This window comes from Dictyobacter kobayashii, from assembly GCF_003967555.1.
Lineage (GTDB): Bacteria > Chloroflexota > Ktedonobacteria > Ktedonobacterales > Ktedonobacteraceae > Dictyobacter > Dictyobacter kobayashii.
This window is the reverse complement of the sequence record NZ_BIFS01000001.1, coordinates 532,722-551,283: the sequence shown is the minus strand read 5'-3', so window position 1 is coordinate 551,283 and position 18,562 is coordinate 532,722. Positions and strand designations below refer to the sequence as shown.

Annotated in this window: 16 protein-coding genes and 3 pseudogenes; 9 read left to right on the top strand and 10 right to left on the bottom strand. The window is 45.9% G+C overall.

Annotated elements, in window-relative coordinates:
- Positions 1 to 22: 22 nt before the first annotated feature.
- Together EL645_RS45205 and tnpC are read right to left on the bottom strand one after the other, a co-directional pair.
- Positions 23 to 298, bottom strand: a complete 276-nt coding sequence (locus tag EL645_RS45205) for an IS66 family transposase (protein ID WP_371865713.1) — start codon at positions 296 to 298, stop codon at positions 23 to 25.
- Positions 280 to 1,508 (bottom strand): annotated as a pseudogene (gene tnpC / locus EL645_RS02350) (IS66 family transposase). The gene EL645_RS45205 and the pseudogene tnpC overlap by 19 nt, the downstream one beginning before the upstream one ends.
- A 481-nt stretch (positions 1,509 to 1,989) precedes the next feature.
- Here tnpC and EL645_RS02345 point away from each other — a divergent pair.
- From EL645_RS02345 to EL645_RS02305, 9 genes are all read left to right on the top strand, one after another.
- Positions 1,990 to 3,063 (top strand): glycosyltransferase family 4 protein, encoded by a 1,074-nt coding sequence (locus tag EL645_RS02345; protein WP_126548554.1) that lies wholly within the window; start codon positions 1,990 to 1,992, stop codon positions 3,061 to 3,063.
- A 412-nt stretch (positions 3,064 to 3,475) separates the two neighbouring features.
- Positions 3,476 to 4,510: a glycosyltransferase family 4 protein gene (locus EL645_RS02340; RefSeq protein ID WP_126548553.1), complete on the top strand. Its 1,035-nt coding sequence runs from the start codon at positions 3,476 to 3,478 to the stop codon at positions 4,508 to 4,510.
- Between the two features lie 53 nt (positions 4,511 to 4,563).
- Positions 4,564 to 5,067, top strand: a complete 504-nt coding sequence (locus tag EL645_RS02335) for a dTDP-4-dehydrorhamnose 3,5-epimerase family protein (RefSeq protein WP_126548552.1) — start codon at positions 4,564 to 4,566, stop codon at positions 5,065 to 5,067.
- Between the two features lie 71 nt (positions 5,068 to 5,138).
- On the top strand, positions 5,139 to 6,239 hold the full coding sequence (locus tag EL645_RS02330; protein ID WP_126548551.1) for a glucose-1-phosphate thymidylyltransferase: 1,101 nt from the start codon (positions 5,139 to 5,141) through the stop codon (positions 6,237 to 6,239).
- A gap of 120 nt (positions 6,240 to 6,359) precedes the next feature.
- A complete protein-coding gene (locus tag EL645_RS02325) occupies positions 6,360 to 7,097 on the top strand; it encodes an SDR family oxidoreductase (protein WP_126548550.1) in 738 nt (245 codons plus the stop codon).
- Positions 7,040 to 7,288, top strand: coding sequence for a sugar nucleotide-binding protein (locus tag EL645_RS43805; RefSeq protein ID WP_281276371.1), 249 nt, complete (start codon positions 7,040 to 7,042; stop codon positions 7,286 to 7,288). The genes EL645_RS02325 and EL645_RS43805 overlap by 58 nt, the downstream gene beginning before the upstream one ends.
- Before the next feature lie 73 nt (positions 7,289 to 7,361).
- On the top strand, positions 7,362 to 9,023 hold the full coding sequence (abc-f, locus tag EL645_RS02315) for a ribosomal protection-like ABC-F family protein (protein ID WP_126548548.1): 1,662 nt from the start codon (positions 7,362 to 7,364) through the stop codon (positions 9,021 to 9,023).
- A 134-nt stretch (positions 9,024 to 9,157) separates the two neighbouring features.
- Positions 9,158 to 10,333, top strand: coding sequence for a glycosyltransferase family 4 protein (locus EL645_RS02310; RefSeq protein ID WP_161977042.1), 1,176 nt, complete (start codon positions 9,158 to 9,160; stop codon positions 10,331 to 10,333).
- A gap of 23 nt (positions 10,334 to 10,356) precedes the next feature.
- Positions 10,357 to 11,097: a TylF/MycF/NovP-related O-methyltransferase gene (locus EL645_RS02305; RefSeq protein ID WP_126548546.1), complete on the top strand. Its 741-nt coding sequence runs from the start codon at positions 10,357 to 10,359 to the stop codon at positions 11,095 to 11,097.
- Between the two features lie 29 nt (positions 11,098 to 11,126).
- Here the strand turns inward: EL645_RS02305 and EL645_RS02300 are convergent.
- From EL645_RS02300 to EL645_RS02265, 8 genes and pseudogenes are all read right to left on the bottom strand, one after another.
- Positions 11,127 to 11,684: pseudogene (locus tag EL645_RS02300) on the bottom strand (IS256 family transposase); the annotation flags it as partial.
- Positions 11,685 to 12,040: 356 nt separating this feature from the next.
- Complete coding sequence (locus EL645_RS43800; RefSeq protein ID WP_126548544.1) at positions 12,041 to 12,712, bottom strand: tyrosine-type recombinase/integrase; 672 nt, start codon at positions 12,710 to 12,712, stop codon at positions 12,041 to 12,043.
- 428 nt (positions 12,713 to 13,140) lie between these two features.
- Positions 13,141 to 14,058, bottom strand: coding sequence for an IS110 family RNA-guided transposase (locus EL645_RS02290; RefSeq protein WP_126548543.1), 918 nt, complete (start codon positions 14,056 to 14,058; stop codon positions 13,141 to 13,143).
- Positions 13,977 to 14,174 (bottom strand): annotated as a pseudogene (locus EL645_RS02285) (IS110 family transposase); the annotation flags it as partial. The gene EL645_RS02290 and the pseudogene EL645_RS02285, both read right to left, overlap by 82 nt.
- A gap of 31 nt (positions 14,175 to 14,205) precedes the next feature.
- Positions 14,206 to 16,095, bottom strand: coding sequence for a reverse transcriptase/maturase family protein (locus EL645_RS02280; RefSeq protein ID WP_161977041.1), 1,890 nt, complete (start codon positions 16,093 to 16,095; stop codon positions 14,206 to 14,208).
- Positions 16,096 to 16,261: 166 nt separating this feature from the next.
- Positions 16,262 to 17,056, bottom strand: coding sequence for an IS21-like element helper ATPase IstB (gene istB / locus EL645_RS02275; RefSeq protein WP_126548540.1), 795 nt, complete (start codon positions 17,054 to 17,056; stop codon positions 16,262 to 16,264).
- Positions 17,053 to 17,418 carry a Mu transposase domain-containing protein gene (locus tag EL645_RS42250; RefSeq protein ID WP_371865712.1) on the bottom strand — a complete coding sequence of 122 codons (366 nt, stop codon included), beginning with the start codon at positions 17,416 to 17,418 and terminating at the stop codon, positions 17,053 to 17,055. Before EL645_RS42250 ends, istB begins: the two co-directional genes overlap by 4 nt.
- A gap of 342 nt (positions 17,419 to 17,760) precedes the next feature.
- On the bottom strand, positions 17,761 to 18,300 hold the full coding sequence (locus EL645_RS02265; RefSeq protein ID WP_161977040.1) for a helix-turn-helix domain-containing protein: 540 nt from the start codon (positions 18,298 to 18,300) through the stop codon (positions 17,761 to 17,763).
- Positions 18,301 to 18,562: the final 262 nt, after the last annotated feature.

Genomic DNA, 18,562 nt, shown 5'->3' with positions numbered 1-18,562 from the left:
CTTTTCTTAAGCCCTTTAGTAACTACTCAGTAGCCCATGCAATGGGGAAAGGAGAACCAGCAAAAACCGCAGCAATGGCAGCAAGCATTGAGCGCCCCTGCTTGCGCATGGTTGAAAGATAGCTGCGAATGATGCAAAAAGCCGTAGCTCCATCGTCACTGCGGAAGGTTCCGGAAATCTTTTGCTGCACTTTCACCATGCGTAAATCTCGTTCGGCGAGATTGTTGGTAAAAGGCACAGACAGGTCCTCCAGAAAACCCAACACTTGATCAGCTCGCTTTAAGAGCGCATCGAGCAGATTCTTGGAGGCTTCCTGTTTTTTGCGTCCTTGTCGTTTGGGCTGCAGACTTCCTGGGGGAGGGGCTTGAGCGGCATGCGTGGCAAAGCCAGCGGCCAGAATGGCAAAATACTGGGCAAGCCACTGCTCCCGTTCGGGGTGGGGACGGCGCTCGCTCCTTGGAGGCGCCAGCGATCAGCGGCTTGCTTCATCGCCAGCAACAGATCGAACATGGCTTGTCCCCAAGGCTGCTTCTCCTGTTCGGCGACATACAGGCAGTCGCGTAGCAGGTGGGCTCCGCAGAGGCTATGGGTACAGAGGTAGCGATCATAGCTGGACCAGCGATCATGCATGGAGCGGCCCTGATAGTGTGGCCAGATCCCAATCTGCTCCAGAGCCTGATGCCCTCGTTTGCGATGCCAGGAGTACAGGGTGAGCCAGGGAGTCGCATTGAGATGCATCCAATGCAAGATGCCTTTGACACGCATCCCCGTTTCGTCAGCATGTTGCAAGGGCTGGCCAGCAGTAAGGTTTTGATCCGCTCGATGCTCGACTCAAGGGTCTTGGCTGCCTGAGCAATCCAACGGACCAGCGTGCCTTCGGACAACTGACACCCGCACAGATCAGCAAGAGCTTCACAGGTGCGTTGCAGTGGCACCAGTTGAAAGTGGGAAAGATAGACCGCCAAGGCTTGGACCTGCGGGCCATACTGGACAGCAGCATCGACGCCTGCCGGAAAAGACGCCTGCGTCACATGCTGGCAATAGGGGCAGCAGATTGCTTGTCGGCAATGCTCCTCGACCAGCAAACGCCACGTGGGCAGATCGTGGACTTGACGGCGTTCGTTGGTGATAGCTGCCTCCTGCTCAAGAGGGTACTGACATGCTTCACAGTGCGTTGGACGATGAAGCACGACGCTATCAGGAGTCAATGCTTGCATCAGGGTATGACCGTGGTGACCGGCTTGTCCACCGGAAGTCTTGCCGCTTTTGCGCCGCTGTTTGCCAGGTTTGCGACCCAATCCATCACTGGAAGGAGGTTTACTACTATTATGACTATCTTTTCCCAATCGCCGTTCAAGCTCTTCAATGCGCAACAAGGCACCTATGAGCAATCCTTCGAGCTCTTCGATCCTGCGATCTTTCTGCTCTGCTTGCTCTTTGAATGCCTCTGCTTGCTCTTTGAGCTCTCGGTAGGCTTTCTGAAGATTTCTCACTTCTTCTTCTGTCATGCTCTTAGTTTATCAGCTTTGTCCAGCTTTTCTCAAGGTACTGAGTAGTTACGCCCTTTAGAGGGTCTAAAAATGCTTCACATTCAAATCTATCTGTTGGAAACATATTCCAATTCTCCTTTTCCAAATACATCTAAATAAACCTCTGGATCATTAACAACTTTTATAATGAATACTACATCCAGGTAAAATAAGCACATTAAGAAGCTATCACATGCTGAATGTTTTAATCATCAATAAACTGCTCCTTCCTTTGAGATATCAAAAATAACTTACTCTAATTATTAATAACCAGAATGAGATAAAAAGTCAATAGCTTTTTTTAGATCACTAAGTACAACTAGCAATAAATTATCTATTTGAATTTCAAACACTACTATATCTTTCTAAGCTTTCTTGCCATAAAAAAATTATTTGACATAATAAATTTATCTATATTATAATTATTCTATCAAGTATCATAAAGATTGAGGTACTATACATGACCTTATTACGAATTGCACAAATAGCACCTTTAGGATTTCGCCTCCCTCCCCTAGGATATGGAGGTGTAGAGCGTATTGTGCATCAGCTTACGGAGCAACTCGTCAAAAAAGGGCATATGGTAACACTTTTTGCTTGTGCTTCTTCCCACACATCTGCTAATTTAGTTCCAGTAGCACCTCATCCTGTTCTTTACCACAAAGGAAACAAGGAGGAGGTTAGGTATTATGGAAAAAAACAATTAGAGATTGCGCGTGTGCTACAAAATGAATTTGATATTATTCATGCACATAATGCTCATTTTTCTCCATTAATCTATCAGATGGCAGAACAAATTAACAAACCAACTATCGTCACACTGCATCACTCACCCACGCATTGGGAGAGCCTGGCTGTTGATGAAAAGCCTGAAACAGTTGTTGTGGAAAGATACTATACGGATAGTGCCTTGACAATTGCTTTAAGTCAGAGTCATAAGGAGACATTTGCTTCAACATCGATACGCTGGGGCCCGTTAATTCCTAATTTCTTAAATCTGAGTGATTACACCTTGTCCACGCAAAAAAGAGAATATCTGGCGTTTTTGGGCAAACTTGCTCCTGAGAAGGGGCCAGATAAGGCTATTGAAGTTGCACTACGTATAGGGATGAAGATAAAACTTGCTGGCCCAGCCTTTGACAGTGAGTATTTTAAAGACAAATTGCAACCTTTCTGTAATCATCCGCTAGTTGAGTTTGTAGGAGTACTCAACGATCAACAGAAAAGTGATTTTCTGGGAAAGGCACATGCGTTGCTATTTCCTGTGGATTGGCCTGAACCATTCGGCCTGGTCATGATAGAGGCGCTTGCCTGTGGAACTCCAGTAATTGCCTTGAGGAGCGGTGCTGTTCCGGAAATTATTAAGCATGGGGAAACCGGGTTTATTTGTGATTCAATAGATGCCATGAGAAATGCATTCAATAATCTCCAGCAGATTGATAGGCAGAAATGCCGGATTGCTGTGGAAAATCAATATAGTGCATTAGGGGTCGCTGAGATGTATGAAAATCTCTATCAAGAGATAGTTACTTAGTATGCCTTTAGATCTTAAAGGTTTATCTACATCCTTTGGCATTTGCACATCTCACCCTGAGCATTTTCTTGTTTCAAATAAATCCGCAAAACCCGTGCTACATAGCCTAAAAAAGGTGTATTTGCAGTTTTTGTGATCATTCCACGTTTTTTTGCTACCACGGCAATATGTGATCTCTGCAAAAAATATTATACCTTCACAATCCATAAATCTGACCCAGGGTGCCTGCTTTGATTATGAGAAGATTCTCATCAATAAAAAAGCAGTCTCTATATCAGGTATAGATTGGAAATAACAGCCGGACCTTAGCTAACATGTGTATACGATAGCTTATTTGCTAAACGACATGTTACCGTAACAATCAACAGGGGCAAACTGAGGCAAAATTAAGAATGAAAGTGATGTGTGTTGTATGAAAATTGGCATTATTGCTCCACCGTTTGAAAAAGTTCCTCCTCCCAAATATGGAGGAGCAGAACGTGTTATCAGTACTATTACAGAGGGCATGTGCTCACGCGGACATGATGTTGTATTGTTTTCAGTCAAAGATTCACAGACGAAAGCCCAATTACGCTACATATACGAACATCCACTACGGACATTCAATATGTTTAGTGACGATGCTCAGGCAAATTTTGCGTTTCAATCTGCCAGCGAATTTGATATCATTCATGATCATACATACACAGGTGCAGGGGTCCGGTATGCACAAATAGTTGACGTGCCGACCATCGCAACTATCCACAATATCCCAAATGATGCGGTAGAAGCAAATGATCAGACTATAAAAATTTATAGTAGCTATAAAAAAGCCTTTCTCGTGAGTGTCAGTAATACACAGCAAACATTGTTTCCTGGAGTGAACTTTTTTTCTACTGTCTATAATGGTGTGGATACGCATGAGTTCCAATATCATGCCCATAAGGATGATTTTATGCTCCATATTGGAGCTATCTCGCGACGCAAAGGAAGCCATATAGCTGTTGAAGTCGCTCGTAGGACTCGATATCCTCTTAAGTTAGCAGGAAAAATTGATGATCACGAGAAACCATTCTTCGACGAATATATCGCGCCATATTTGAAACCAGGTTTCATTGAATATGTTGGCGAAGTGGGTGGTCAGGAACGCGTTGAATTATTCCAGCGTGCACGTTTTCTCTTGTTTCCGGTACAGTGGCCTGAACCATTCGGATTAGTGATGATAGAAGCAATGGCTTGTGGGACTCCTGTCATCGCTTTTGGAAACGGTGCAGTTCCTGAAGTAATCAAACACCGCAAGACGGGGTTTGTTGTCTTTGACATTGATGAAATGTGCTTAGCAATCAATGATATTAACAGTTTATCTTCAAGGGATTGCCGAGAACATGTTTTAAAAAATTTCAGCAATGAGATAATGCTTCAAAGGTACGAATCTATTTTTCATGAAATATTGCAAAAAAGGAAGTGAATGTAGCGACATGTAATTTTGAGTAGGTATATTTCATCAGAAAGGAAATCTGTATGTCAACCTATTCTCATAAGGTAGATACACACACACGAACGTTAGAACTAGAGGGAGTTATGTTGAAAGAACTAACTCTCCATCCTGACGAACGCGGCTTCTTTATGGAACTTATCAGATCTAACGATGCGTTTTTTGCTGAAGGTTTTGGACAATTGAGCCATTCAAAAATGTATCCTGGTGTGGTAAAAGCATGGCATGTCCATAAAAATCAGGTAGACTGGTGGTATGTGCCGATAGGCCGACTACGTGTTGCGCTCTATGATACGCGTCCTAAATCACCTACCTTTAAAAAAACAATACAACTCTACCTTGGTGAAGGCTATACCTCATCTGTACTTAAAATACCAGCTGGCGTTGCACATGGATGCAAAGCCATCGGAGAAACGGTTCACCTATTCTATGTGACCTCACATATCTATGATACAGCTGAGGAAGGACGCATTTCATACCAGGATCAAACAATTGGGTATAACTGGTTAGATACTCCTGAGATTACATAAATAGCGCAGCATGAAAAAGATTGGAACAACCTCAGAGGTTGCAATTACGTTGTGTTAAGGGGTAAATAGAAATGAAAGCACTCATTTTAAGTGGGGGCAAAGGAACACGACTACGCCCAATTACTTATACACGAGCCAAACAATTACTTCCATTAGCCAATAAACCCGTGCTTTTTTATGCTATTGAAAGTATTCTAGCAGCAGGAATACTGGATATTGGCATTATCATTGGGGATACCGGACAAGCAATACAGTCCGAGATTGGTGATGGATCCTTCTGGGGATCAAATGTACGTATTACATATATTCTACAGAAAGAGCCATTAGGATTAGCGCATGCGATTCAAACGGCAAAATCATTTCTCGGAAATAGTGCTTTTATTATGTATCTCGGTGATAATATTATCGAAGAAAACATCACTCCCTTTGTTGCTGCGTTTGAGCAAAATCACGATCAATGTAATTGCCAGATCTTTTTGAAACCTGTGTCTAATCCTCGAGAATTTGGCATTGCAGAAGTCTTTGAAAACTCTTCTGACTGCACATTATACGTCAAAAAACTTGTTGAAAAACCTCAACATCCTGATAGCAATATGGCATTGGTCGGAATTTATCTTTTTGATGCATCAATTTTTCACGCTGTTGATGAAATATATCCATCTCAACGCGGAGAGCTAGAAATCACTGATGCGATCCAGTGGCTGATCGATCATAGATATATCGTCCGTGCATATAAATTACAAGGATATTGGATCGACACTGGAAAAATGGAAGATATCCTTGAGGCAAATCGATTAGTACTTAACAAACTTCAAACGAATATTTCAGAAAACACCTATATTGATAGCAAATCACAGCTGCAAGGGAATATCGTTATTCAAAGAGGCGCAGAGATTCGCAATAGCGTGATAAGAGGGCCAGCGATTATTGGTGAATATGCGCATTTGGAAAATACCTATATTGGCCCATTTACTTCTGTCTACCATAATGTAGTCATTTGTAATAGCGAGATTGAGCATAGCATAATTCTTGAACATTGCTCTATCTACGATCTTCCTTTTCGTATTGAGAATAGTTTAATTGGTCGTAATGTAAAAATTCATGCTTCATCAATTAAACCACGGGCTTACAAATTCATGCTTGGCGATCATAGTGACCTGGGTCTTTTATAGTAATTAATATTTATTGGATACAGCCAATCTATGCTTTCTCTCTGGCTCTGTTATTTCCCAGATTTCTGTTTTTGACAGCATCTGTAGGCATTCATTATACGTGATCAAGGAGGTTTCAACATGAGTGGTATACTTGTTACTGGTGCTAGTGGACTAGTGGGTAATTGTCTTATTCAACAGTTGCTACAAACAACCGACCAGCCCATTCACGCTCTTTATCATCGGAAAATAAACGGTACTATACCCGGTTATCCACTATGTGCTTATTTTCTGGATATAGCAGACCTGGATATACTGATACAGACCATTATGGCAATTGAACCAGAAATTATTTTTCACTCAGCTGCAGTGACCAATGTTGATTATTGTGAACAAAATAAAGAACATGCATATGCCGTCAATGTGCTCAGTACAGAAGCAATAGCTAAAACTTGTGTATCTATCAGAGCGCGCTTAGTATATGTTTCAACCGATTATGTCTTTGATGGTTCAGATAAACAACCAGGGCCTTATGCAGAAAACGCTCAAACTCACCCTATCAATTATTATGGTCTGACAAAATATCAGGGAGAGGTCGTCATTCAGTCACTTTGTAGCTATCATACAAGCTGGGCTATTTGCCGAACGTGTGTTGTCTATAGTGCACCATCCAAAATACATCATGACTTTATCTCCTGGATGTCACGAGAATTAGGCCAGGGTCACCTTGTTTCAATTGTAACCGATCAATGGAATACACCAGTACTCCTCGATCACCTTGTGAGCATGCTTATTGCTGTCGGGCTCCGGGGGGAAATGGTATCTATCATACCGCTGGTGCTTGTTATATTGATCGATGGGGCTTTGCACGTCAAATAGCGCAAGCATTGTCACTGAACATGCAACTTCTGCAGCCTGTTCTAACTGCTTCGTTGAATCAGATTGCCCGTCGCCCTTTAAGAAATGGCTTGCTATGCCAGCGGATTTTTGATGAGCTTGGTATTCAACCACTTTCTTTGCAAGAAGCAATTCTTCGTGTTAAGCAGTATACAAATCAACTCACTTTATAAAAAATTAAAGTCTCTATACTTTATATCAGAGGTTATCAAGTGGGTTTGTGTATATTCAAGAGGAGAAGAAATTATGTTGTTAGCTGTTCGCAATATATCAAAAAGCTACGGTATAACCACAGTTCTCGAGACGATTTCTTTTGTCATTAATGATGGAGATCGAATTGGACTTGTGGGAACTAATGGTGTGGGAAAATCAGTATTGCTAAAAATCCTTGCCAGAGAGGAAACAGCAGATACAGGTGACATTGCGTATGCACCCTCTATCGAGATTGGTTATCTTCCTCAAGCAACGCCTGATTTTTATGGGCAAACTATCGATGATCTTTTGCTTGAATCGGTTGGCAATCTACGTCAACTAGAGGAAAAAATGAGACAGCTTGAGTTTGTGATGTCCAAGTCTGCGGAGGATGAGATTGCAACTGTAATGGAGGAATATAGTGATGTTACAAGTAAATTTCAATCACGTGGTGGGTACGAACTTGATCATAAAATCGATGTAGTTATGAATGGTCTCGAGCTGTCTCACTTACCACGAGATAGGGATATCGAGACTCTTTCTGGTGGTGAAAAAGCACGCATTGGCCTCGCATCACTCCTCCTACGTGCACCTGACATTTTGCTCTTAGATGAACCAACTAATCACCTGGATTTTGCTACTGTAAATTGGCTGGAGTCTTATATTAATCAACATTCTGGTGCTGTCCTATATGCCTCCCATGATCGACAATTCCTCAATCGCACAGTCAAGAATGTCTTTGAAATTGATGAGTATACTCACAATTTAATAAGCTATACTGGCAACTATGATGACTATGTTGCAGCTAAAGAAGCAGCCAGGCTGAAGTGGGAAGATGATTATAAGGAGCAGCAGGAAAAGCTAAAATCATTAAAGCATTATATTAAAACTACCGCTCGCACCGTAGGAGGCTATAATCATGCAAGTAAAGATAATGAAAAATATTTTTTTAATAATAAAGGAAATCGAGCCGAAAATGCCGTAGTTCGTGCTGTCAAAAATGCAGAGGAACAGATAAGACGCATCGAAGCTGATTCAATTTCAAAACCACCAGAGCCATTAAACATCACTCCTCGCTTTCAGACAGAAACTCTTAAGGCAGATATTGCTATCAGGGTTTCAAATCTTTCTAAAAAGTTCCATGAACGGTATGTGCTACATGATATTAATTTTGCTCTCAAATCAGATGCTCATGTAGTTATTGTGGGGCCTAATGGAGTTGGAAAAAGTACTCTCCTCAAAATTATTGAGCATTTAGAAACTCCAGATCAAGGAGAAGTTTACATTACGAATGCCGCGCGCGTGGGCTATCTAGCTCAGGAACCAGCGTTTCAAGATTTAAATAGAACTACTCTTGACGCCTATAGCGATGGCTTAGAAGGAGGGATGGAGGAGTTTGTGGCAGGTTTATTGCGATATGGCTTGTTCCGCTATGAAGATTTATCGAAGTTGGTTGGACAGCTCAGTTTAGGGCAAAGAAGAAAGCTGGAAATTTCGCGTTTAATTGCCCAACGCCCGAATATTCTCTTACTTGATGAGCCAACTAATCATATTAGCCTAGATGTATTAGAAGCATTTGAGGCTGCAGTCAAACATTTTCCTGGACCAGTTTTGGCTGTTTCGCATGATCGTTGGTTCATTCAACATTTTGGAGGTGAAATATGGCAAATAAACGATGGAATGTTACAACAAAATATTGAATTTGAGTTACCATAGCATAATTGCAGTTTCTTTTCTTTGTTTTTACTAGCAGCATCTTTATTCTGGTTAAAATATTTTCCAGAGAAATGCTGTTAATAGACATGATAGTGCATTAAAATATGTACCACTATACTTAAGAGGTGATGAACATGAATATTTGCTTATTAACAGGCACCTTCCACCCACAAATTGGAGGAGGTGAGACATACGCAAAAACAATTGCAGCTGGTATGTGTGCCATGGGACATACTGTGTTCGTGATCACTGATAGACCTAACTCGAGTTGCCCCGACTACGAACAAATAGGAGGGATGCACATTTTTCGTACTTTTTCCTACAAAGCATTAATTGAAGATCCCGATAAGTCATGCTGGGAACAAGCATACTTCGCGTTACCTGGAGAGATTGCAAATTTACTTAGACATCACCATATCGATATTATTCACGCTAATAGTCTAGAGTGCGCTATTATTGGCTCAATGCTTGCTCTTACAATTCAAGTTCCTCTCGTGTGTAGTTTTCACGAACAAGAACCTGAGGCGGAAGCCGCTGGCGAGGGAAAATGTCGTTTAGTCTTCTCACAATTACCTGTCCAGATTTTTTTAGCTGGTAGCCGCTTTTACTATGATAAAGCAATCGCCTATGGAGCAGATAGTGCACGTTTAAAACTTATTTATCATGGTGTCGACCTGGATAATATTTATCCAGGTACGCGCGCTCAAGCTCGGCAAGCTTTCCAGGTACAACCTGATGACATTTTTATTGTTTGTGCTGCTCGGCTTAAACAACGTAAAGGCCTTCTTGAATTGATTCGAGCAATTCCTGGCGTTAAGAAGAATATGCCGCATATACGTGTATTAATCGCCGGTAGTTGCCATTCTGCTTCACGTCAATATGCCACTAACCTTTATAAAGAGATAGAACTATTGGATCTCACAGGCGTAGTTAGTATTAATGAACAACTCCATTTATCTGACATGTCAGAGGTCTATACCGCAGCTGATATCGTTGTTCAACCCAGCTATAGTGAAGGGCTTGGTCTAGCATTGCTTGAGGCGATGGCGTCTAACAAACCTGTCATTGGGACGACGATCTCAAGTATAGAAGAGATTATTACTTCTGAGCAGAATGGCTTACTGATCCCCCCAGGAGATGTTTCAGCCCTGGGAGACGCAATTATTCGTTTAGCAACAGATCACCAATGTGCACAAAAACTAGCAAAGAAAGGCTACGAGCATGTGAAAACACATTTTAATATTAGGCGCATGATAAAAGAAACAGAACAATCTTATAAAACTGCAATGCAAGTTTTTACTTCCGTATAGTCATAAACAAGAAGGAGGAGAATATGAAGTCATTAGTGTATAACGGAGCTCCTAAGTATGAAGATTTTTCTGAAACAGATACTGATATAGTTGAAAAAGTATATCAGTATACATTGACTACGCCAGAGCGTATCTTTGCTCTTATAAGAGCGGTTGAATATGTAGTTACCCATGATATCCCCGGCGATATGGTTGAATGCGGCGTATGGAAAGGTGGCAGTATGATGGCAATAGCGTATACGTTACTACGTTTAGGGTGTACCGACCGTCATCTTTATCTCTTTGATACATTCGAGGGGATGCCCGACCCAAAAACCTATGCCAGTAAATATGACCTTACCTATAGTGGAGAAACTGCATCCAAAGTGCAGGAAGGTAGGAAATCAGCCAATCCAGATGATGTTTGGCATTATGCACCTCTTAACGAAGTTCAAGCATTGCTCTCCTCCGTTGGATACGATACAAAAAAGATTCACTTTATTAAAGGAAAAGTAGAGGAAACTCTTCCGCAGCAAGCACCTAACAAGATTAGTATTCTTCGTTTAGATACGGATTGGTATTCCTCTACTCTTCATGAATTAGTACATCTTTTTCCCCTGCTTTCCCAAGGCGGTGTACTATTGCTTGACGACTATGGACATTGGCAAGGAGCAAAAAAAGCGACTGACGAGTATTTCCAAGAACACCATATACCTATGCTTCTAAATCGTATCGATTATACTGGACGTATAGGTATCAAATATACAAAACCAAATAACTCATAGTAACAATTGATAAGGATTGTGGTAGTATGTCAAGTATTGTGTAAAAGTTCAGGGTCTGGTTGCGCTTGAGATGTTTGTGGCATCGTGAGCTTGTTGAACTTGAGACCGCGAATAACCGCATAGAAAAGCAGCACACAGCTCCTTTCGTTGCGAAAAGCAGCTGCCATCTTATGCGAGTGACGTTTCACTTCCCCGAAGAGCCGCTCAATCGCGTTATTGGTGCGAATCGTCTTCCAGTGTTCTTTGGGGAAAGAGTAAAAGGTCAGACATGCCTCCAAATCCTGCTGTAAGCACTCGACCGCTGTTGGATACATCTTCTGGTATTTCTCGATGAATGCTGCCGCCGCTAGGTCAGCTTGCTGGCGACTTTTTTGGTAGAACAGGCCTTTGAGTTCCGGATCGATCTGCTCCCGCTGTTTGTTGGGAACATAGCTCAGCACGTTTTCCATTTTGTGTATGACACAGCGTTGCCTCTGCGAGGTGGCGAATTTCACACGGATAGCATTCAACATGGTTTGGCCTCCATCGCTGACCTACAGATCAATCGTTTTGACTTCTCGTGCTTTGAGATCGTCTAAAAGGTCTTCCGTAATGCAGTTTTATGATCCAGCTATAGCAGGCGAGAAGATCGATTCTTGCCTGTTTTCTTTTTCGAGTGTTTCTGTCCATGATATGGAATTAATTTTTAGTCAGATTTTTAAGTTCTGTACTCCATGCCGTACACTCTTTAGAATCTCAACCAGGGGAAAGTGCCAGTTTTTTGATATGTGTCGTTCTGTATCAGCAAGCTCCCTATTGAGAGCGACAACTTTTAAGTTCGATGATCAGCGTCGTCCATTCTCCAAAATCTCACAGCGAGAAAGAAGCCTGAGAAACCGTTTGCCAGGCCTTTTCTGCATTGATGGGATGAGGCACTCGTATTCCTTGATCGCAGAAATGACCGCTAGGAGAGGCCAGGTGCTGTCAACATGGCATGAAATTGAAGCATGACTTCCTCTTGCAGAGGAGGAAGGATGTGTGAATAAATTTCCAGTGTGACAATGATCTGGCTATGTCCAAGCAATTCCTGCACAAATTTCGGATGTGTTCCCATTGAGAGAAGGAGTGTAGCTGTGGTAGGTCGCAAATCATGAAAACGGATGGGTGGGATACTTGCTTTTTCTAATAATGACCGAAATGATCTGCTGATAAGATTACTCACATGCAATGGTTTCCCGTTTGTGCAGCAAAAGACCCACGTCCTTCTCCATTTTCTCTTGTTGCCTCCTCTCGGAGATGTTTCTGTTGCAAGGAGTGGCTTTGGAGAGCATCGAGTGTTACGTAAGGTCGAAACGTATTTGCAGACAACCAGCGTCAAAACAGCGAAGACGAGTTTCAAGCGTTTTCTGCGCTTCCTTGAGGAGACGGGAAGAATAGAGTATGAGCAAAGCGAAGAACTGCGGCAGGTGCTGAGATGAGAGTCTCCCTGGAAAGTAGCAGCCGGCAAGAGGATTATTATACTTACAAGCTCTTTACCTGGAGCGACAACGATGGATTTTTTGACATTTTGTTGGCATCCAGGCCAGTAGTCAACGATAGACAATGACAGCCAAGTCAGAAGTAGAATGGTGCTCATTGGAGCGTAAACAGATGTCTGTAGACATTGGTGGAGAGATTTTTACCTTTTCTTTATGTTGACGTTTAGATAAAATCTGTAAGAATTGGCCTGTAGAGCCATTTTATACTATCTTGTTATGAAATAGCTCAAGCCGCTTCTGGCCTAGCTGCATAGGAATTTTATCTAAACTCCAATTTATGGTCTTCGGAACTAAGTGTTTAAAGCTTCCATGTAAGATGCGAGCAGAACGATTGCTTTTCTTCGTTTCTGGCGTGTTAGAAAATAACTTTGGTCTATGCTACATACATTTTCAAGCGTTTTGAAAGGGTGCTGAGGGCATTTCGCCTGAAAATTCAATTCGTAAGGCCCCGAAAAAACGACAATAAAAACCTGCTCCCGAACCGCCTGGTTGGGAGAATTGAGTGAGAGAGAGCGCTAACTGCCTGCTAACCTGCTGACGTGAGCGTTACCTGAAAGCCCAATGCCTCCAATCGTCGCACATAGTGGCGCTCCAGGTGTTGGGCTTGGAGCTGGTCAAAGTAGCCCTGTCCCAACTCCTGATAAGAAACCTGGTCGCGGAGCATGTAATAAATGCTCACGAGCAAGCTGTGAGCCACCGCCATCATGGCTCGCGACTTGCCTCGTCGACGTGCGATGTGTTGATAGAGTGCATGCAGGTACGTTCCCGGCGTGCAAGCAATGGTGGCCGCGATCTCGCACAAGATCGTCTTGAGCTGTTTGTTCCCTTTGGTGCTCGCCCCGCTGAGTTGTTTGCCAGCACTCCGTTTGTTGCCGGGACAAACGCCGGCCCATGACGCGAGATGAGCAGCACTGGGGAAGCGACCCATATCTGTCCCGATCTCGGCGATGATAGCCGCAGCGGTGACCGGCCCGGTTGCTGGTAAGGTCAGCAGAAGCTCCAGCGCTTTTTCTTCCTTGGCAACCAAGGCAGCAATATTGACCTCCACCCGATGGATCGCCCGATCCAGATAGTCAAGGTGGTCGAGCAGCTCGCCAATCAGCAGTTGATGATGCGCTTGGACTCGCCCGTCCAGAGCCAGACGCAACGCGGGCAGCTTTTCGCGTAAGCGTCCTTTGGCCAGATCGGCCAGAACCTGGGGGTCAGACTCTCCCTGCGTGATGGCCTCAAGCATCCGTCGCCCACTGACTCCGACGACATTGCTGGCGACTGCCCCCAGTTTGATGTTCGCTGTCTCCAAGACCTTGTGGACGCGATTAATTTCCTGGGTACGGTGTTCAACAAGATTCTTGCGATACCGAGTCAGATCCCGTAGGACCCGGATGGGGGAGGAGGAATAAAGCTTGGGCGTAAGAGTCCGTGGCGCAGCAGGTCGGCCAGCCATTCGCTGTCTTTTACATCCGTTTTGCGGCCTGGGACCGCTTTGATATGCTGCGCGTTGACCAGCAGAAGCGTACGCCCCTCCTCCAGCACGTTGAAGGCAGGACGCCAGAGCACGCCCGTGCTTTCGCCAGGGTAAGAGCCGTGCGCCTTACTGTATTGCTACAGTAGGTTTCACTGCTCTCCCCTCAGAACCAACCGTACACCTTTCGGCGTAGCTGGCTCGCCCGTTTTCCCTGTGCATTCGTTTGCTTGCTACTAACTTTCCCGCATGTAACTCGTCATGGCACTGCTCGCAAAGCACCATTGTTTTGCGTCGGCGTTGGATCATTTGACGCTCCCAGGCCGCTTTTCCTGTCAGGTTTCCCAATTTTCGTACATGATGAACTTCCATCATCCCTTCTCTGGTTCCGCACCACTCGCATCGTTGTGCGAGCAGGCGCTTTCCCAGTTCCGTTCGACTTTTGTACTTTAGTACGTTTGGTTTCAGGTCCGGCTGGTGGTAATTGATGACGCCCTTCTTCAGTTGGCGGGTCGATGAAAGCAGTTCATACTCTTTGATGGGCTTGCCTTCCGGGTGGATCGTCATCACATAGCGTCCTGGTCCTCTTTTGATGCTTCTGGCTACTTGTTTCACGGTACTCTGGCGCTTTCCAGCTATCGTGCGAAAGAAACTTCCTGTCGTGAGCCAGAGGATTTTGTGTGCTTCTTTGGTCAAGTTGTCAGCGAGGCTGTAATAACCCAGGAATCCTCGGACTTCCGCGTTGTAGATGAGGAGGATTTCGAGTTCACTGAGGTTGAGCAAGTGATTTCTGTGTTTGCCATGCCAATTCCTTGTATCCCCATAGGTTTTGGCGAAGGCGCTGATTTTGTCTTGAGGCATGAGGAGCCGAGGCTGGTAGGCTCCTGAGCGACGAGTGATAGGTCCTCGTTTTGTTTGCGTGCGTACAATTCGCTGTCCCTTCCATCGGATGATGTCGTACCCCAAGAACCGTACTCGTTTCCGTGCATGGGTAATCAGGGTCTTTTCCGCTGAAAGCTCCAGTTGCAGTTCCTCACGCAGGTACTGCTCTAGCCATGCCTTCAGTTCGATTGCTTCTGTCTTGGTTCCGATGACTGCCACCAGAAAATCATCGGCGTACCTTGTGTAGAAGAGGCGTCGATACTCTGGGTCCTGGAGTTCCCCTGATGGGATACTTAGCATCTGTTTGCGCAGTGCTTTGTATTCCGTCCAGTTCCCATTCTGCCTGGCCTGCTTTTTTGCTCTTTCTACTCTTCCACTGGCCCGGCGATATTCCTTGCTTGTTTTCCTAGCTTTGCCCTTGTTGAACGCTGCTATTTTGGCGTGCATAGCTTGATCGAGTTCATTCAAGTACACGTTTGCCAGGAGCGGACTGAGATTCCCGCCTTGAGGAACTCCTGTATACGTCTGGTGGTGTTTCCAATCCTCGACATATCCAGCCTTCAGGAACTGCCCGATAAGGTGGAGGAACCGTTTGTCCGTGATGCGTTTGCTCAATATCCTCAGTAACATTTCATGGTTCACATGATCGAAAAATCCTTTAATATCTCCTTCTACCCACCATCGTGTGCCCGTCATCTCCCTTTTGATCTGTTCGAAGGCCGTATGACAACTCCTTTCTGGTCGGAATCCGTGGGAACAGTTGGAGAAGCTAGGCTCGTAGATGGCTTCCAGGATGAGTTTCAGGACGGTTTCGAGGAGCTTATCCCGGAAACTGGGTATTCCAAGCGGGCGCAGACGGCCATTGGCTTTGGGAATGTAGACCCGGCGGGCTGGGCAAGGTAGATACCTTGAGGCTTTCAGATCAGCAATCATCTCTGTGATCAACTTGAGTCCCGCTTTGTCTATCGTTTTCCCATCCACTCCGGTGGTCATGTTTCCCGGCTTGGGGGCGATCTGTTGATAGGCCAGGAGCCACAATTCGACATTGTAGAGCTTTTGGAAGAGTTTATCGAATTGTACTTCTGGCTTCTGGGCCATCTTGCTCAGTATTGCAAGCAGGATCGTTGGTTGTTGCACTGTGTGCTCTGTCAAGGCCGGTGTCATGACGAGCCGATTTGGAATTGGTCGCCCCAATCAAACGAACGGTAAAAAACAAACGTTGAGAACGTCAGCGATGAAAACGCCGACCAAACCGCGCCGGAATCCAGGCGATCCCAACGCCGACATCGTGAACGCCGGTTGACTACACGCCGGTGGGCAAATCGCCGGCGGCATGTCGTGCTGTGTCTGACAAGGTTGAGGGGGTTCGGCTCTCTGTTCGGCGCTCCTTCATGCGGTAACTGCTCCCATTGATGGCGATGACCTCTGCATGATGCAGGAGCCGGTCAAGCAAAGCCGTCGCCAGTACCTCATCCCCCAGTAACGCTCCCCAGCCAGTAAAGCTGGTATTGGACGTCAGGATAATGGAGCCGTGCTCATAGCGGGCTGCCACCAACTCAAAGAAGTGATGAGCCTGTTCGGCGGTGAGCCTGGTGTAGCCCACCTCATCAATGATGAGCAAACTGGGCGCAATGTAGCGCCGCAGGCGCTGACGCATGAGACCAGGATGCGAGGCACTCTCCAGGGACTGAGCCAGTTCCGCCAGCGTCGTAAACAGGACGCTGTGTCCCTCTGCCAGTGCCCGATTGGCTAGAGCCAGGCTCAAATGCGTCTTGCCCGTTCCCGGAGGGCCGAGAAAGATCACATTGGTGCAGGTCCGCACAAAGGACAGATCGGCCAACTCCCGGATGCGCCGCTCGGAGAGCGAGGGTTGGAACGAAAAATCGAAACCCTCCACCGTTTTTTTGCTGGGAATGCGTGCAGCCTTGAGACGGCGAGCTGTGGCTTTTTGCTCGCGGCCATCCAGCTCTGCGCCCAAGGCTCGCTCCACCATGGTTTCATACGTCCATTGTTCTCGCCGGGCCGTTTCCAGTAACTGGGGTAACGCCGTTTGCAGGTGGGTCAAGTTCAGTTGCTTGTACGCGGTGATTGACTTCATGCTCCCACCTCCGCTCCGGCCGACACGCCACAATACTGGTCATACTCGGCCAGGGCCCGGCTTTGCACCTGTGGTGCCTGCTGTTGGTGGCCTAAGGGTGCTCCTGCTCGTCGGATCGCCGAGGCTGAGGGAATACCCGTCCATTGCTCTGGATGCGGCACACTCTCTTGTGAGCGAGGACGCTTCTCGATGGCGAACACCTCTTGGCCCTGCGACCAAACCGTGAGCACACCCTTGCGTTCACGAACCTGCACTGTGGTTCCGGCCAGATGCAGCGTGCCTGGCAACCCGTAGAGCACGCCATCGTAGGAGACATAGCCATCCCAGGTGACTTTGCGTTCTTCGGTGGCAAAGCGCTCCAGGCAAAGGCTTGAGGCAAGGGCTGGAGCTTCTCCACCTCCAAACGATCGACCGGGCGAGCATGAGTCGTGCGGTGCACGCGGGAATTGATGCGCTCACACCAGCGATGGGCCTGGCGATTGAGATCATCGAGATCGGTGAAAGTCACCCCGGCCCAAAAGCTCTGCTTCACATAACTCACGGTGCGCTCGACCTTGCCTTTCGTCTGTGGGGTGTAAGGCTTGCAGACGCGGGCGGTGACCCAATGGAGACCATGAAGTCAGCAAAGCGAGGATTCCAACGAGGTTTGTTCTCCTGCATTTCGAGCAACACGCTTTTCATGCGGTCAGTCAGCGCAGACCGGGTCAGCCTCCGAAGTATTCAAACGCCTCCATCAAGCAGCGAATGAGCGTTGGAGTATCGCAGCGCTTCACAAAGGTCACAAAGCGCATGCGCGAATAGCCCAACACCGCGGTAAAGCCATAGAATTTATGGATGATGCCTTCCTGTTCATACGTGAACTCGCCCCAATCAAATTGGACCTGGTGGCCTGGCTCGGTTTCATAGCGTTGCACGGGCGCATGTCCTGCCACCACCGGGCGGAGGGGATGGACGAACTCCTTCAAGATGCTGATCCCGCCGGTGTACCCCATCGGCTGTAATCGTGCGTAGATCACTTCACAATTGATGCAATGATCTTCCATCACCCAACGCGTAATCTGTTCTTTGAATGGATCAAGCTTTGAAGGCCGAGGCGGGCGTGGTTTCGGGATCACCGCTTCTGGATGGGCAAGATATTTGCGCACAGTGGTCCGCGAAATCTCCAATTTCTGGGCAATTTCCTGAACCGTCTTCCCTTGTTGATGTAAATCGTGTATTGTATTCACGGTCTGACTCCTGAGCATGTCGGTCTCCTGAGGTTGTGTTTTTTGATTTTCCTCAGAATACCGCCTTCTTGGGGGTCGGTCAATTCTATTCCGGCTCGAGTATACACCGTCTTTAATAGCTCCTCTGTTCTTTCTTGCAATTGGAAAACCTGCGCCCCTTCGCCCTGTATGCTGCTTTCCAGCATTCCTTGAGTGGACGTCACTCCACCGACTACTATGAGCGCTCCATGATCTGGTCTGATTTTCAGGCGCTGCCGCCATAGCCTGTTCCCTTCATTGG

Coding starts and splice junctions, on each gene's coding strand:
- EL645_RS02345 (WP_126548554.1), top strand. CDS start 1,990: ATGACCTTATTACGAATTGCACAAATAGCACCTTTAGGATTTCGCCTC.
- EL645_RS02340 (WP_126548553.1), top strand. CDS start 3,476: ATGAAAATTGGCATTATTGCTCCACCGTTTGAAAAAGTTCCTCCTCCC.
- EL645_RS02335 (WP_126548552.1), top strand. CDS start 4,564: ATGTCAACCTATTCTCATAAGGTAGATACACACACACGAACGTTAGAA.
- EL645_RS02330 (WP_126548551.1), top strand. CDS start 5,139: ATGAAAGCACTCATTTTAAGTGGGGGCAAAGGAACACGACTACGCCCA.
- EL645_RS02325 (WP_126548550.1), top strand. CDS start 6,360: ATGAGTGGTATACTTGTTACTGGTGCTAGTGGACTAGTGGGTAATTGT.
- abc-f (WP_126548548.1), top strand. CDS start 7,362: ATGTTGTTAGCTGTTCGCAATATATCAAAAAGCTACGGTATAACCACA.
- EL645_RS02310 (WP_161977042.1), top strand. CDS start 9,158: ATGAATATTTGCTTATTAACAGGCACCTTCCACCCACAAATTGGAGGA.
- EL645_RS02305 (WP_126548546.1), top strand. CDS start 10,357: ATGAAGTCATTAGTGTATAACGGAGCTCCTAAGTATGAAGATTTTTCT.
- EL645_RS43800 (WP_126548544.1), bottom strand. CDS start 12,712: ATGAGCACCATTCTACTTCTGACTTGGCTGTCATTGTCTATCGTTGAC.
- EL645_RS02290 (WP_126548543.1), bottom strand. CDS start 14,058: ATGGCTGGCCGACCTGCTGCGCCACGGACTCTTACGCCCAAGCTTTAT.
- istB (WP_126548540.1), bottom strand. CDS start 17,056: ATGAAGTCAATCACCGCGTACAAGCAACTGAACTTGACCCACCTGCAA.
- EL645_RS02265 (WP_161977040.1), bottom strand. CDS start 18,300: ATGCTCAGGAGTCAGACCGTGAATACAATACACGATTTACATCAACAA.